Origin of the sequence: Flavobacterium sp. HSC-61S13, assembly GCF_024171535.1 — a bacterium.
Taxonomy (GTDB): Bacteria; Bacteroidota; Bacteroidia; order Flavobacteriales; family Flavobacteriaceae; genus Flavobacterium.
In genome coordinates this window covers 537,614-551,624 of record NZ_JALJZV010000001.1, presented here as the reverse complement: position 1 = coordinate 551,624, position 14,011 = coordinate 537,614, and the positions used below count along the sequence as shown (strand labels likewise).

Annotated in this window: 12 protein-coding genes; 10 read left to right on the top strand and 2 right to left on the bottom strand. The window is 36.3% G+C overall.

All coding sequences use genetic code 11. The features are described from left to right. Positions 1–679 precede the first annotated feature (679 nt). From L1275_RS02345 to L1275_RS02325, 5 genes are all read left to right on the top strand, one after another. Positions 680–2,143 (top strand): aminoacyl-histidine dipeptidase, encoded by a 1,464-nt coding sequence (locus tag L1275_RS02345; protein ID WP_253469299.1) that lies wholly within the window; start codon positions 680–682, stop codon positions 2,141–2,143. Between the two features lie 165 nt (positions 2,144–2,308). Further along, complete coding sequence (locus L1275_RS02340; RefSeq protein WP_253469298.1) at positions 2,309–2,908, top strand: YceI family protein; 600 nt, start codon at positions 2,309–2,311, stop codon at positions 2,906–2,908. An 89-nt stretch (positions 2,909–2,997) separates the two neighbouring features. Continuing rightward, positions 2,998–4,071 (top strand): peptide chain release factor 1, encoded by a 1,074-nt coding sequence (gene prfA / locus L1275_RS02335; protein ID WP_253469297.1) that lies wholly within the window; start codon positions 2,998–3,000, stop codon positions 4,069–4,071. Positions 4,072–4,150: 79 nt separating this feature from the next. Next, entirely contained in the window at positions 4,151–4,975 is an 825-nt protein-coding gene (gene pyrF / locus L1275_RS02330) for an orotidine-5'-phosphate decarboxylase (RefSeq protein WP_253469296.1), read from the top strand. Positions 4,976–4,982: 7 nt separating this feature from the next. Further along, the gene (locus L1275_RS02325; protein WP_253469295.1) at positions 4,983–5,783 is read left to right on the top strand and encodes an ABC transporter substrate-binding protein; all 801 of its coding nucleotides are present in this window, start codon (positions 4,983–4,985) and stop codon (positions 5,781–5,783) included. A 155-nt stretch (positions 5,784–5,938) separates the two neighbouring features. On the opposite strand, the gene L1275_RS02320 is transcribed toward L1275_RS02325, so the two are convergent. Further along, positions 5,939–6,760: a DUF4197 domain-containing protein gene (locus L1275_RS02320; protein WP_253469294.1), complete on the bottom strand. Its 822-nt coding sequence runs from the start codon at positions 6,758–6,760 to the stop codon at positions 5,939–5,941. Between the two features lie 37 nt (positions 6,761–6,797). Further along, positions 6,798–7,565, bottom strand: a complete 768-nt coding sequence (locus tag L1275_RS02315; protein WP_253469293.1) for a copper resistance protein NlpE N-terminal domain-containing protein — start codon at positions 7,563–7,565, stop codon at positions 6,798–6,800. A 441-nt stretch (positions 7,566–8,006) separates the two neighbouring features. On the opposite strand from L1275_RS02315, the gene guaA reads away from it, so the two are divergent. The 5 genes from guaA to L1275_RS02290 all read left to right on the top strand — a co-directional run bounded on the left by guaA (position 8,007) and on the right by L1275_RS02290 (position 13,950). Then, on the top strand, positions 8,007–9,536 hold the full coding sequence (guaA, locus tag L1275_RS02310) for a glutamine-hydrolyzing GMP synthase (protein ID WP_253469292.1): 1,530 nt from the start codon (positions 8,007–8,009) through the stop codon (positions 9,534–9,536). 66 nt (positions 9,537–9,602) lie between these two features. Beyond that, positions 9,603–11,582 carry a LysM peptidoglycan-binding domain-containing protein gene (locus tag L1275_RS02305; RefSeq protein ID WP_253469291.1) on the top strand — a complete coding sequence of 660 codons (1,980 nt, stop codon included), beginning with the start codon at positions 9,603–9,605 and terminating at the stop codon, positions 11,580–11,582. Next, complete coding sequence (locus L1275_RS02300) at positions 11,582–11,983, top strand: OsmC family protein (protein ID WP_253469290.1); 402 nt, start codon at positions 11,582–11,584, stop codon at positions 11,981–11,983. The genes L1275_RS02305 and L1275_RS02300 overlap by 1 nt, the downstream gene beginning before the upstream one ends. After that, complete coding sequence (locus L1275_RS02295) at positions 11,983–12,216, top strand: DUF3820 family protein (protein WP_253469289.1); 234 nt, start codon at positions 11,983–11,985, stop codon at positions 12,214–12,216. Before L1275_RS02300 ends, L1275_RS02295 begins: the two co-directional genes overlap by 1 nt. A gap of 120 nt (positions 12,217–12,336) precedes the next feature. Then, the gene (locus L1275_RS02290; protein ID WP_253469287.1) at positions 12,337–13,950 is read left to right on the top strand and encodes a CTP synthase; all 1,614 of its coding nucleotides are present in this window, start codon (positions 12,337–12,339) and stop codon (positions 13,948–13,950) included. The last annotated feature ends 61 nt before the right edge of the window (positions 13,951–14,011 follow it).

Below are 14,011 nucleotides of genomic sequence, written 5' to 3'. Positions count from 1 at the left end.
CGCTGATACGCTGATACGCTGATACGCTGATACGCTGATACGCTGATACGCTGATACGCTGATACGCTGATACGCTGATACGCTGATACGCTGATGTGCAAATGGGCATATAGGCTTATAAAAAGATAAGTTGAAAGGCTGTTCCGTTTTTACGTTATAAAGCGAATTCGCGTATGTACAAATGGGCATATAGGCTTATAAAAAGATAAGTTGAAAGGCTGTTCCGTTTTTACGTTATAAAGCGAATTCGCGTATGTGCAAATGGGCATATAGGCTTATAAAAAGATAAGTTGAAAGGCTGTTCCGTTTTTACGTTATAAAGCGAATTCGCGTATGTACAAATGGGCATATAGGCTTATAAAAAGATAAGTTGAAAGGCTTTTCCGTTTTTACGTGATAAAGCGAATTCGCTGATGTACAAATGGGCATATAGGCTTATAAAAAGATAAGTTGAAAGGCTGTTCCGTTTTTACGTTATAAAGCGAATTCGCGTATGGACATATAGTCGTATAGGCAAAAAAACAAATAAATCTCATATTTATTTGTAACTTTGGGCGAACAATCTAATTAGTATCACTTAATACTATAGTTTCGTCTTTTAAGTGTTTTGGTTTACACAAAAACCTAAGCAAATAGGGCGTTATTTTATGACCTTAAGTAAAAAAAACAATATCTACTTATGAATAAAGAGATTAGAAATTTAGAGCCGAAAGAGCTTTGGAATAAATTTGCTGATTTGAATGCGGTACCGCGTCCATCAAAAAAAGAGGAACGCGTGATCGAATTCATGATGAATTTTGGAAAGCAGTTAGGATTAGAAACCATTAAAGATGAAGTAGGTAACGTAATTATAAAAAAAGCGGCTACTTCAGGAATGGAGGACAGAAAAACCATTGTTATGCAATCGCATTTGGATATGGTTCACCAGAAAAATAACGATACAGACTTCGATTTTGACACTCAAGGTATTGAAATGTATGTTGATGGAGATTGGGTTCGCGCTAAAGGAACTACACTTGGAGCTGATAACGGTTTAGGTGTAGCGACTATTATGGCTATCTTGGAAAGTACAACTATTCCCCATCCTGCATTAGAAGCTTTGTTTACGATAGATGAAGAAACCGGAATGACCGGAGCAATGGGATTAAAAGGTGGTGTATTAGATGGACAGATTCTATTGAATTTAGATACGGAAGAAGATGATGAAATCGATATCGGTTGTGCTGGTGGAATTGATGTAACTGCCACAGCAGAATACGATGAAGAAGCAGCGCCGGAAGGATCAGTTGGTTATACGATTACCGTTAAAGGTTTGGTAGGCGGACATTCCGGTATGGATATTCACAAGGGATTAGGTAACGCTAACAAAATCATGAACCGTTTACTTTTTGACGGATTCGATACTTTTGGACTGCAAATTGCCGAAATCAAAGGGGGAAGTTTACGTAACGCTATTCCAAGAGAAAGTGTAGCTAAAGTGATTATTGCTCAAGTATATGATGAAGCTTTTGTTTTTGATATGCAACAAATTGTTGAAGAAATCAAAACAGAATTCAAAACTACAGAACCGGATTTAGAAGTTGTTTTTGAGAAAATAGAAGATACTCCTAAGAAGGTGATGCCCTATATGGCACAATTTTTCTTTGTTAGAGCCATGTACACAGCACACAACGGTGTATATCGTATGAGTGCTGATTTTGATAATTTGGTTGAAACTTCAAACAATATTGCTAAAGTAGAAGTTGGAGCAGGTAAATTAGCAGTGAAATGTTTGACGCGTTCTTCTGTAGAAACTTCAAAATTAGATTTAGCGACTTCCTTACGTGCCGCTTTTGAGTTGATGGGTTGTGAAGTGGAATTCTCAGGTTCATACCCGGGATGGACACCAAATGCCAACTCAGAAATACTGGATGTATTAACGGATATCTACGAAAAACAAAACGGTTCAAAACCAGATGTTGTTGCGTGTCATGCTGGATTAGAGTGTGGTATATTGGGAACTAATTATCCAGATATGGATATGATTTCTTTTGGACCAACGATAAAAGGAGCGCATTCACCTGTTGAACGTGCTAGTATTTCTTCTGCACAGAAATATTGGAAATTTGTATTGGAAATATTAAAAAATATTCCGAAAAAATAATATAATCTTTGAGAACTATTATAACCGGAATTTATCGTCAAGATAGATTCCGGTTTTTTTGTTTTTTATCTTAAGGAAAAATTAAGTAAGATCATTCTCTTAAAACAATCAAAATTTGTATTTTAGACCATTGTTTTAAAAAGAAAGTATAAACGTACAACTATTATGAAAAAGAAATTACTAACCTTAGCATTAATCGGCGCCTTAGTCGTTAGCTGTGGTAAAAAAGAAGAAACCAAAGTAGAAGAGCTTTATCCAACAGAAGTAACTTCAGTATCAGAACAGAAAGTGAATCTGGATTACACCTTGGAGTGGACCGCTTTTAAAACTCCTAAAAAAGTCGGTGTAAAGGGAACTTTTGATAAAATTGAGCTTACTGACGTGAAAGAAGCGGCTACTTTAATAGAATCTTTAGAGGGGGCAAAATTCACTGTAGAGACACCAACAGTAAACAGTAAAGATCCTTTGAGAGATGATAAATTGAAAGCTGGTTTTTTTGCAAAAATGGCCGGAAATATCACGGGATCTTTCGGAGCATTTAAGGATGGAAAAGTTGCTGTTTCTATTACGATGAATGGTGTGACTAAAGAGAAGAGTTTTGCTTATGAAACTACAGACTCTAGTGTAAAGATAAACGGATCAATAGATATGATTGCTGACTTTACAGCTAATGCCGCTTTTGACTCCATTCACGAACTTTGTAAAGACTTACACGAAGGAAAAACATGGACAGATGTAGATATCGCAGTGGAAATTAAAAAATAAGATAAAATTGTCGATTTTAAAGAGAGGAACTTATTCGTAATGTTCCTCTTTTTTTATACCTTTGTATCCTGAAATTTAGATAATAGAAGATGTTAGATAGACTACAAATTATAAAGCAACGTTTTGATGAAATATCGGATTTGATTATTCAACCCGATGTTATTTCTGATCAAAAGCGTTACGTACAATTAAATAAAGAATACAAAGATTTAAAAGCGCTTGTTGAAAAACGAGACGAATACTTGACCCTAACAGCAAACATTGAAGAAGCTAACGAAATAATAGCCGACGGAAGTGATGCTGAAATGGTTGACATGGCCAAGATGCAATTAGACGAGGCAAAAAATCGCTTACCGGAATTGGAGGATGAGATAAAATTCTTATTGATTCCAAAGGATCCGGAAGATGCTAAAAACGTTATGGTTGAAATTCGTGCTGGAACTGGTGGAGATGAAGCCAGTATTTTTGCAGGAGATTTATTCCGTATGTATACGAAATACTGTGAGGGTAGAGGTTGGAGAACTTCGTTAGTAGACTCCAATGACGGAACTTCAGGAGGTTTCAAAGAGGTGATCTTTGAAGTTACTGGTGATGATGTTTATGGAACTTTAAAGTTTGAAGCAGGTGTACACCGGGTACAACGTGTGCCACAAACCGAAACTCAAGGACGTGTTCACACTTCTGCAGCAACGGTTATGGTGCTTCCGGAAGCGGAAGAGTTTGATGTTCAAATTGACATGAACGACGTGAGAATTGATTATTTCTGTTCTTCAGGTCCTGGTGGGCAATCGGTAAATACTACCAAATCTGCAGTTCGTATGACACACGTTCCTACTGGACTTGTTGCGCAATGTCAGGATGAGAAGTCTCAACATAAAAATAAAGACAAAGCTTTGACTGTTTTACGCTCTAGATTGTATGAAATGGAATTGGCGAAAAAACAAGAACAAGATGCGAAGAAACGAAATTCACAAGTAAGTAGTGGAGACCGTTCTGCAAAAATTAGAACTTATAATTATCCACAAGGTCGTGTAACTGATCACCGTATTGGTTTGACTCTGTATGATTTAGATGGGGTTATGAACGGGAATATTCATAAGGTTATCGAGGAGCTTCAATTGGTAAGCAACACCGAAAAACTGAAAGAAGAAGATGTTTATTAATCTCTGAGATAACAAATGATTCGCCACACTTACTTCGGTAATGTGTGGTTTTTTTTAAGGCTATTTTAAATAAAAAACCATGACTACACCACAATTAGTAGCGCAGATTCATCAGAAAAAATCATTTTTATGTATTGGTCTTGATGTCGATTTATCAAAAATCCCAACCCATCTTTTAGATTCGGAAGATCCGATCTTTGAGTTTAATAAAGCGATTATTGATGCTACTCATGATTTGGCAGTTGCCTATAAACCCAATATTGCTTTTTATGAGGCTTACGGGCTAAAAGGTTGGACTTCACTACAGAAAACCATCGATTATCTCAATGAAAATTATCCTGAATTATATACTATAGCCGACGCCAAACGCGGCGATATTGGCAACACAGCATCTATGTATGCGAAAGCTTTCTTTGAAGATTTGGGCTTTGATAGCGTTACGGTTGCCCCATATATGGGAAAAGATAGCGTAGAACCATTTTTAGCTTTTGAAGACAAACAGACGATACTACTAGCGTTAACCTCTAATGAAGGGGCTTTTGATTTTCAAACCCTAGAATGTCAAGGCAAACAAATGTATCAAATTGTCTTGGAGACATCGAAAAAATGGATTAATCATCACAACTTAATGTATGTGGTTGGAGCTACTAAACCGGAATACTTTGCTGAAATCAGAAATATTGTTCCAGATAGCTTTTTGTTAGTTCCAGGTGTGGGTGCACAAGGAGGGGATTTACACGCTGTTTGTCAACACGGATTGAATGCACAGGTTGGTTTGTTAATCAATTCATCCCGCGGGATTATTTTTGCTGGTAAAGAACTTGATTTTGCTGAACAAGCTCGAATTAAGGCACTGGAGATGCAACTGGAAATGAGCGAAATTTTACAGCAATATTTTAAATAATTCTACTATGGCTACTTTTTACGATCAGTTAGGACAGCAGCATCATTTTGACAAAACACCACAGCGCATAGTTTCATTGGTGCCTTCTCAGACAGAGCTGTTGTTTGATTTGGGATTGGAAGACAGTATAGTGGGGATTACCAAATTTTGCGTGCATCCGTACCACTTCAAGTCGACCAAGAAAAGTGTCGGGGGTACAAAGAAAGTGCATTTTGAAAAAATTAAACTTTTGCAACCCGATATTATCATTGCCAATAAAGAAGAAAACACACTTGAAATCGTGGAACAATTACGAGCCATTTGCCCTGTTTGGGTAACTGATGTGATCACCATAGAGGACAATGAAAAAATGATTTCAGATTTCGGTGTACTTTTCAATAAACGGACTGATGCCCAAAAGTGGAACGATAAAATTCGATTTGCGCAAAAGGATTTTATGAAATTTGTCAGCGATAAACCGATTCAGAAAGCAGCTTATTTTATATGGAGAGATCCTTATATGGCAGCGGGGGATGATACTTTTATCAATGAACTTTTAAAAATAAATCGATTTGAGAATATCTATGCCAATAAAGCAGGGCGGTATCCGGAAATTGAATTAAAGAAGATCCGATTAGAGGGTGATCCCGATTTGGTCTTTCTATCATCAGAACCCTATCCTTTTAAAGAAGAACACGCTTTTGAGATTGGTAGATGCACTCACCATGCAAAAACAGTATTCGTCGATGGAGAAATGTTTTCCTGGTATGGAACGCGTTTGTTGAGAGCCTTTGAATACTTTAAAATCCTACATCAACGTATAAACTAATAAAACCGAATAGTTTTTAGGCTATTCGGCTTTCTAGTTTCAATCAACCTAACTATTAGAAACTCAATTTTATTACCTGACAAAGGTCGGTATTATTGGGTTTTGTAGCGTTAGCTCGTTGTTATGTATATATTATCAAATCGGTAAAGAGTTTCTTATTTTTTAAGAAGTCCACCCAATTGATCTTGTAAGCTAAATACATCTTTTAAAAGTTGGGTGTCTCTAGACCCACCAATATTTGATCTAATATCTTTTTCTTCTACGGATATCATTTTGAAAACACCTGAAAGGGTTTGATTAGCTACATAGTCTGTCAAATCAGGATTAACCTTTTTAACTAGGGGCAAAGAATTGTAAGTACTTACAATACTGGTCCACACTTTATCAGCGCCAACATTTTCAAATGACGATTGTATAACTGGATTAAATTTGGAATAAAGGTTTTTAGACGTTGCCTTTTCAAGATATAGAGTTGCCGCGTCTTCTGATCCCAATAGGATGTTTTTTGCATCGTCAAATGTAATGTTCTTGACTGCATCTACAAAAATCGGTGTAGCTTCTTTGACTGCTTCTTCTGCAGCTCTGTTTAATACTTTTAAACCCTCATCAGCCAAACTAGACATACCCATTTTACGCAGTGTATTGTCGACTTTCTGCAATTCTTCAGGTAATAAGATTTTTACTAAATCATTTTTGTAAAAACCGTCTTTTTGAGTCAGTTTAACCACTTGCTTTTCAATACCACTTTCCAAGGCTTCTTTTAAACCAGCACCAATTTTATTTTGGTCCAAACTTGGGATAGTAGTTGGTTTTGATGCTGCAGCTTTACTTGTACTACTAGTTGTAGTGGTGGATTTTTTATTGATTTTATCCGAAATCTTACTGAGAATATTTGTTTTTTGTGCTACTGCTTCTGTAGTGCTTAAACAATTGACTGCAAACAAAATTAATAGGGAAGATAATACTGATTTTTTCATTAAATAATAATTGATTTATAGATGTTGAGCTGTCGCTTTATTCTTTATTGTAAGTACCTTGAATGCTAAAGGTCTCATCCCAGAAACTCTTTAATTCTTCTAAGTGCTCTTTTTCTTTAGTCGTAAGGTGTATTTTACCTTTACTGAACTGAATCAATAGGGTTCCCAATAGATCGGGATAGGCATCTTTTAAAGGAATCTCGATTTGATTATTATCCTTATTGTAAGTGCCATTAGCAGAAAACTCTGCTGTGCGTTCTTTGCCTGTCAAGACGATCTTTAACTCGAAATTATCTTTCTTAAGGTGTTTTAAATGCAAAACCTGATAGGGTTCACTAAGGGAATCACCTTTTACATAGGTTCCCGATAAACTATCTAATACGATTTGTTGTGCTCGTTCTAATAAATAGTCTTGAGCTAATTTTCCAATCACCTCTTTTCTGTCAGAGCCAACACGTGCGAGTAAACTTCCTTTTTTTATTTTATAAAACTCCTTACTGCCATCGAAATTTGCTTCAAAAACAGAGTCTTTTAATTTCCATGTACCGCTAAACTGTTGCGGAAATTCTGGTTTATCTTGGTAGTACACGGTTTTATTTAACGTACTATCAGCATGTATGGCCAATGAAGTTTCAATACCTGGGCAATCGGGACAAGGAATTACGCCTTCAAACCGGTTGCTAAATATGCTGTCCATAATTTCCGGTTGTATTACCGTGGGTAATTTTTTTTCTGGATCTTTTTTACAAGAAGCCAAGGTTAACATACTCAATACAACAATCAATAGGTTGCTTTTGTGAATCATATCCGAGTTAATTTTGAAATTCAATTGATGGCAAAAATAAGGCCATTTTTTCTTTATATTCTCATAGCATCATAAGAATGTGAAATATAAAGTAATTTAAGTAAAAAAAATTTATTTTCCCGGAAAACACCGGTATTATTTTGCGAAACAGCGGGCGGCTGTTTTTGGTTTTTAGCCATTTTGAAGGGATGGGGTTTAAGTGCGTTCAAACAAGGGAAAATTAAGAATAGGTACTTTTTTTATTGACTTGAAACATCAAAAACAAGCCCAAAAAAATAATATAAAAAAATACTGGCGAAAGAAGGCTCAAAAGACCTAATTAATTTGTTAATTTGTCAGCTATTAAAACGATTTTAAGCGTTTATTAAATTCGTTTTTAGTTTGTTGAAAAAAATCCAGAAACCTATTTTTGGGATCCATTAGAAATACCTATTTTTGCATATGCAACACAACGTACTTATTTTAGATTTCGGTTCGCAATACACACAGCTTATTGCCCGTAGAGTTCGCGAATTAAACATTTTTTGCGAAATATTACCTTACAACAATTTACCAGAGGATTTATCCACTTTTCATGCCGTAATACTTTCTGGAAGTCCATTTTCGGTTAGATCAGAGGAGGCCTTGCATCCAGACCTTACTAATATCAAGGGTAAATTACCTTTATTAGCGGTTTGTTATGGTGCTCAATACTTGGCTCACTTCCACGGTGGTGAAGTAGCTCCTTCGAGTACTAGAGAGTATGGTAGAGCCAATTTGAATTATATCAAAGAAAATGAAGCTTTATTAAAGGGAATTGAGCTAAATAGCCAAGTTTGGATGAGTCATAGTGATACGATCAAAACACTACCTACCAATGGTGTGCTTTTGGCAAGCACCAAAGACGTAGCCAATGCTGCTTATAAAATTGAAGGCGAGCAAACCTATGCCATTCAATTTCACCCAGAGGTATATCACTCTACTGATGGTGCACAATTGCTTAAAAACTTCTTAGTGGATATTGCTGGAGTAGCTCAAGATTTTACTCCAAAAGCATTTGTCGAAGATATTATCAGCGATTTGCGCGAAAAAATTAAAGATGATAAAGTGGTTTTAGCCCTTTCAGGTGGAGTTGATTCGACTGTTGCGGCAGTTCTATTGCACCGCGCTATTGGAAAAAACCTATATTGTATTTTTGTGAATAACGGTCTTTTGAGAAAGAATGAATTTCACAATGTACTAGAACAATATAAAGGTATGAATTTAAACGTTAAAGGAGTAGATGCTTCAGAACGTTTTTTAACTGCCTTAAAAGGATTGGAAGATCCGGAATTAAAAAGAAAAGCAATCGGTAAAGCCTTTATTGAAGTATTCGATGACGAAGCTAAATTGATTGAAGATGTTACTTGGTTAGCTCAGGGTACTATTTATCCTGATGTTATTGAATCGATTTCTGTTAAGGGTCCTTCTGCAACAATTAAGTCACACCATAATGTTGGTGGTTTACCTGACTTTATGAAATTGAAAATCGTTGAGCCTTTGAGAATGTTGTTCAAAGACGAGGTGAGAAGAGTTGGAGCTTCATTGGGTATAGATCCAGAGTTATTGGGTAGACATCCATTTCCAGGTCCAGGACTTTCGATTCGTATTTTAGGAGATATCACGGCAGAAAAAGTAAGCCTTCTTCAAGAGGTAGATGCTGTTTTTATCAATGGATTAAAAGAACACGGTCTGTATGATCAGGTATGGCAAGCAGGAGCAATCTTATTGCCTGTAAACAGTGTTGGAGTTATGGGAGATGAAAGAACTTATGAAAAAGTTGTAGCACTACGAGCTGTAGCATCTACCGATGGTATGACAGCGGATTGGGTTCACTTACCATACGAGTTTTTGATGGAGATTTCCAATCAAATTATCAATAAAGTAAAAGGGGTTAATCGCGTGGTATACGACATCAGTTCCAAGCCACCAGCCACTATAGAATGGGAATAAAGTAATATGGATTAAGTCGTTGTAAATTTTTTGCAGCGACTTATTCGCTTATAATATAAAAAAGAGATGAGAAAGAAATTTTTAAGTAGCCTTGCTATTCTGACATTGGCCAATGTTGTTAGTTTACATGCACAAACAGTAAATTTTAAGCAACACCGCGTTAATAAAGGAGAAACTGTAACGGAAATCGCTCAGCATTATAAGGTATCGGTACATGATATTTTAAAATACAATCCCGGAGCGGACAAGGGTGTTCAAGAAAATTCGGTATTATCCATACCGCTCATGTCAAGCGTTGAAAAAACGACCGGTTCAACAAAAAAACATCAGGTACAAAGCAAAGAGACCCTATATGGAATCTCTAAGCAGTATAAGACATCTATTGAAGAATTGTATCGCCTCAATCCTGTATTAAAAGAAAATGGACTTCAGACCGGGCAGACCATATATTTGGAAGCGCCGACCTATGAAGCCGTAAAAACAACAGCGCAAAGCATACCAGATACCTTGGTAGGATCGGCGGTGCAAGTGGTTAAAAACGGTAAAAATGGAAGTGTTAAGGAGATCGTTGTTGGACCTAAAGAAACCTTGTACGGTTTAGCAATTGAGCATCAAACTTCCATACAGCGACTTTATGAGCTAAATCCTCTTTTGGAAACCGTTGGTTTGATTGAGGGACATAAAATTGAAGTGCCCGTGAAGCAAGATCTTAAAGAAGTGGTTAAGGTAACCGATGTAAATACCACGGCTAAAGCTTCTTATAAAGATATTGTTGTGCAACCCAAAGAGACTTTATATAACTTAACTAAGGAATATGGTGTATCTGCGGAACAATTATTAGCATTAAATCCGGAATTAGGATATGGATTAAAGGTTGGGATGACTTTGAGAGTACCAAGTTCTGAAAAAACGAAAGAAGCGGTTGTTTCTGCTCCGACTAAGAAAACTACGAACTACGCCTCCAATCAATATAAAGATTTGACACGTTCGCTTGCTAAAAACAAGTCTAAGGAATTGGTTTTATTGTTGCCTTTTAATACACATAAAATTAATATGGCTACTGATAACATTCCGGAGAAATTAAAGAAGGACGGTTTTTTGAATATGACGCTAGATTTTTATGCAGGAGCGCTTATAGCTATTGATTCGGCTAAAAGTTTGGGTTTGCCTTTAAATGTCAAGATTTTTGATTCTAAAGAGTCGAGCAGCAGTTCTGATGTCGCGGCCCTGTTTTCAAAGGAAGATTTCAGTAAGACCGATGTAGTTATTGGACCCTTTTTTCAGAAAAACGTTACTCAGGCAGCATCTTTAATTAAAGACAAGGAAATAGTGCTGGTATCACCCTTATCTACGGAAAAGGGCAAGATGGGGGTTAATCTTGTGCAAACGATGCCCAATACAGATGACTTAAGAACTTATCTGATTGAGTATATGCTTAGTGAGCAAGGAAAAATTATTGCTGTAGTCGATGAAAAGAAAACTTCAACGAAAAGTTTCTTGCAAAAGAAGTATCCGAATATCAAAATTCTAAACGGTAGTGAAGCCTCAAAAATAGGCGAGTATTTAAGTACTACTACAAAGAATTTTGTCATACTCGATACCGGTAGTATACAAACTGCCTTAAGCACAACGAATGCGTTAATATCGAAGGTTTCTACACACGAGATTCAATTGGCGACTTTTGATAAGAATGAGGTTTTCGATTACAGTGAAATTTCTTTAAATACTTTGACCAAGCTTAAACTGCTTTATGCTTCTGTAACTAGAGAAAATGAAAGTGATAATGGAACTCGTTTTGCTAATACCTTTAAAAAGCAAAATAATATTTATCCAAATCGTTATGCTACTCGTGGTTTTGATGTTACATTTGATGTTATTACGCGAATGTTTCAAAACGAAGATTTTGGCGATGCCATTCAAAATTATACCACCCAACAAGTAGAGAATAAATTTGCTTATTCGTCTGAAAATGGGGGAATATATAATGAGGGTGGTGTATATTTGTTGTATTATGATGAAGATCTAACCGTAAAAATTGTAAAGTAATGTTATCTAAAGTCAAATATTTAGGAGATTTAAGAACGGAGTCTGTACATATTCGTTCTGGGCAAAGCATTATTTCCGATGCTCCAATTGATAATCAAGGACGTGGAGAAGCATTTTCTCCTACCGATATAGTAACCAATGCGGTAGCCAGTTGTATGTTTACCATAATGGGGATTAAAGCCAAGGCTATGGATTTGGATATATCCAATTCTACTGCTGCGGTATTTAAGGAAATGCGCGAAAATCCACGCATGATTTCCAAAGTAGGTATTGCATTTGAGATGATCGGGGTAGCTGCTGAAAAGGATCGTGTGATCTTGGAACGTGCCGCGATGACCTGTCCGGTATTTTTGAGCCTTCATTCTGATATTGAAAAAGATATACAATTTAATTGGAAGTGATGCTTCATACAAATAACCAACAATATTTAATAGAGCTTGCTCATACCAAAATGCCTTTCGGAAAATACGAAGGGCGTTTTCTTGTAGATTTACCTGAGTATTATATCGTGTGGTATCACAATAAAGGATTCCCCAAAGGAAAGCTGGGAGAGCAAATGCAATTGATTTATGAAATTAAATTAAACGGATTAGAATCCCTAATTAAGAATATCAAAAATAACTTTAAAAAATAAAGTTAATACGGTGCGACCTCAATAAAAACAGTCATATTAAAATCACAATTATTAGAAGTATAAGGCAAAAATTTGTACTTTTGCCAAGTTTTATTTTTAACAACTACAACACAACACTCGATGAAACAAACTAAATATATTTTTGTAACCGGCGGCGTTACGTCATCCTTAGGTAAAGGCATTATTGCTGCTTCCCTAGCTAAATTATTACAAGCTAGAGGATACGAATCAACCATACAAAAATTTGACCCCTATATCAATGTGGATCCAGGGACATTAAATCCTTATGAACACGGAGAATGTTTTGTAACCGATGATGGCGCTGAAACCGATTTGGATTTGGGGCATTACGAGCGTTTTTTAAATGTTCCGACTTCTCAAGCTAATAACGTTACAACGGGTAGAGTATATCTTTCTGTTATTGAAAAGGAGCGAAGAGGAGAGTTTTTAGGAAAAACGGTTCAGGTAGTTCCTCATATTACCAATGAGATTAAAGAGCGCATGTTGCTTTTGGGTAAAAGTGGAAAATACGATATCGTTATCACGGAGATTGGTGGTACCGTTGGAGATATTGAATCTTTACCATATATAGAATCAGTACGTCAATTATTGTGGGAGCTAGGCGATAATAATGCGATAGTAATACACTTGACTTTAGTACCTTATTTAGCTGCTGCAGGAGAGTTAAAAACCAAACCAACTCAGCATTCCGTTAAAACCTTAATGGAAAGTGGTATCAAAGCGGATATCTTGGTTTGCAGAACAGAACATGAACTTTCTACTGAAATTCGTCAGAAGTTGGCTGCTTTTTGCAATGTAAAACGCGAAGCGGTTATTCAATCTATCGATGCCTCAACGATCTATGAAGTTCCCAATCTTATGTTGGAAGAAGGATTAGATCGCGTTGCTTTGAAAAAATTGGATATGCCAGAGAAAGCAACACCGGATTTGGTACAATGGAATGAATTTTTACATAAACTAAAAAACCCACAACACACGGTAAACATCGGATTGGTAGGGAAATATGTAGAATTACAAGACAGTTATAAGTCCATTTTAGAAGCTTTTACTCATGCGGGTGCTGAAAATATCACCAAGGTTAATGTAATCAGTATTCATTCTGAATACCTAACTGCTAAAAATGCTGGGGATAAGTTAGCAAATTTAGACGGTATCTTAGTGGCTCCAGGATTTGGATCACGTGGTATTGAAGGGAAAATAGAAACGGTACGATATGCAAGAGAAAACAACATTCCTTTTTTAGGAATCTGTTTGGGAATGCAAATGGCTGTAATTGAATATGCTCGTAATGTGATGCATTATGAAAATGCTAATTCAACCGAAGTCAATACCAATACTACTTATCCGGTGATCACTTTTATGGAAGAGCAGAAAACCATCACGGATAAAGGTGGAACGATGCGTTTAGGTGGATGGGATTGTGAAATCAAAAATGACACAAAAGCTTTTGAAATCTATCAATCTAATTTAATCAACGAACGTCACCGTCACCGTTACGAATTCAACAACTATTATTTAAGTGAATTTGAAAAAGCCGGTTTAAAAGCTACTGGAATTAATCCTAAAACAGGATTGGTAGAAATTGTTGAATTGGAAAATCATCCTTTCTTTGTGGGAGTTCAATTCCACCCGGAATATAAAAGTACCGTAGCAAGTCCACATCCTTTATTTGTCGGATTTATTAAAGCGGCAGTAGCGCATAAAATTAAATAATAGCTCATAGACTTGCGCTATAATAGCAACACTGAACTCAGTATAAACGTTCAAAATATTT

Coding starts and splice junctions, on each gene's coding strand:
- L1275_RS02305 (WP_253469291.1), top strand. CDS start 9,603: ATGAGAAAGAAATTTTTAAGTAGCCTTGCTATTCTGACATTGGCCAAT.
- pyrF (WP_253469296.1), top strand. CDS start 4,151: ATGACTACACCACAATTAGTAGCGCAGATTCATCAGAAAAAATCATTT.
- L1275_RS02325 (WP_253469295.1), top strand. CDS start 4,983: ATGGCTACTTTTTACGATCAGTTAGGACAGCAGCATCATTTTGACAAA.
- prfA (WP_253469297.1), top strand. CDS start 2,998: ATGTTAGATAGACTACAAATTATAAAGCAACGTTTTGATGAAATATCG.
- L1275_RS02300 (WP_253469290.1), top strand. CDS start 11,582: ATGTTATCTAAAGTCAAATATTTAGGAGATTTAAGAACGGAGTCTGTA.
- L1275_RS02320 (WP_253469294.1), bottom strand. CDS start 6,760: ATGAAAAAATCAGTATTATCTTCCCTATTAATTTTGTTTGCAGTCAAT.
- L1275_RS02295 (WP_253469289.1), top strand. CDS start 11,983: ATGCTTCATACAAATAACCAACAATATTTAATAGAGCTTGCTCATACC.
- L1275_RS02345 (WP_253469299.1), top strand. CDS start 680: ATGAATAAAGAGATTAGAAATTTAGAGCCGAAAGAGCTTTGGAATAAA.
- L1275_RS02315 (WP_253469293.1), bottom strand. CDS start 7,565: ATGATTCACAAAAGCAACCTATTGATTGTTGTATTGAGTATGTTAACC.
- guaA (WP_253469292.1), top strand. CDS start 8,007: ATGCAACACAACGTACTTATTTTAGATTTCGGTTCGCAATACACACAG.
- L1275_RS02290 (WP_253469287.1), top strand. CDS start 12,337: ATGAAACAAACTAAATATATTTTTGTAACCGGCGGCGTTACGTCATCC.
- L1275_RS02340 (WP_253469298.1), top strand. CDS start 2,309: ATGAAAAAGAAATTACTAACCTTAGCATTAATCGGCGCCTTAGTCGTT.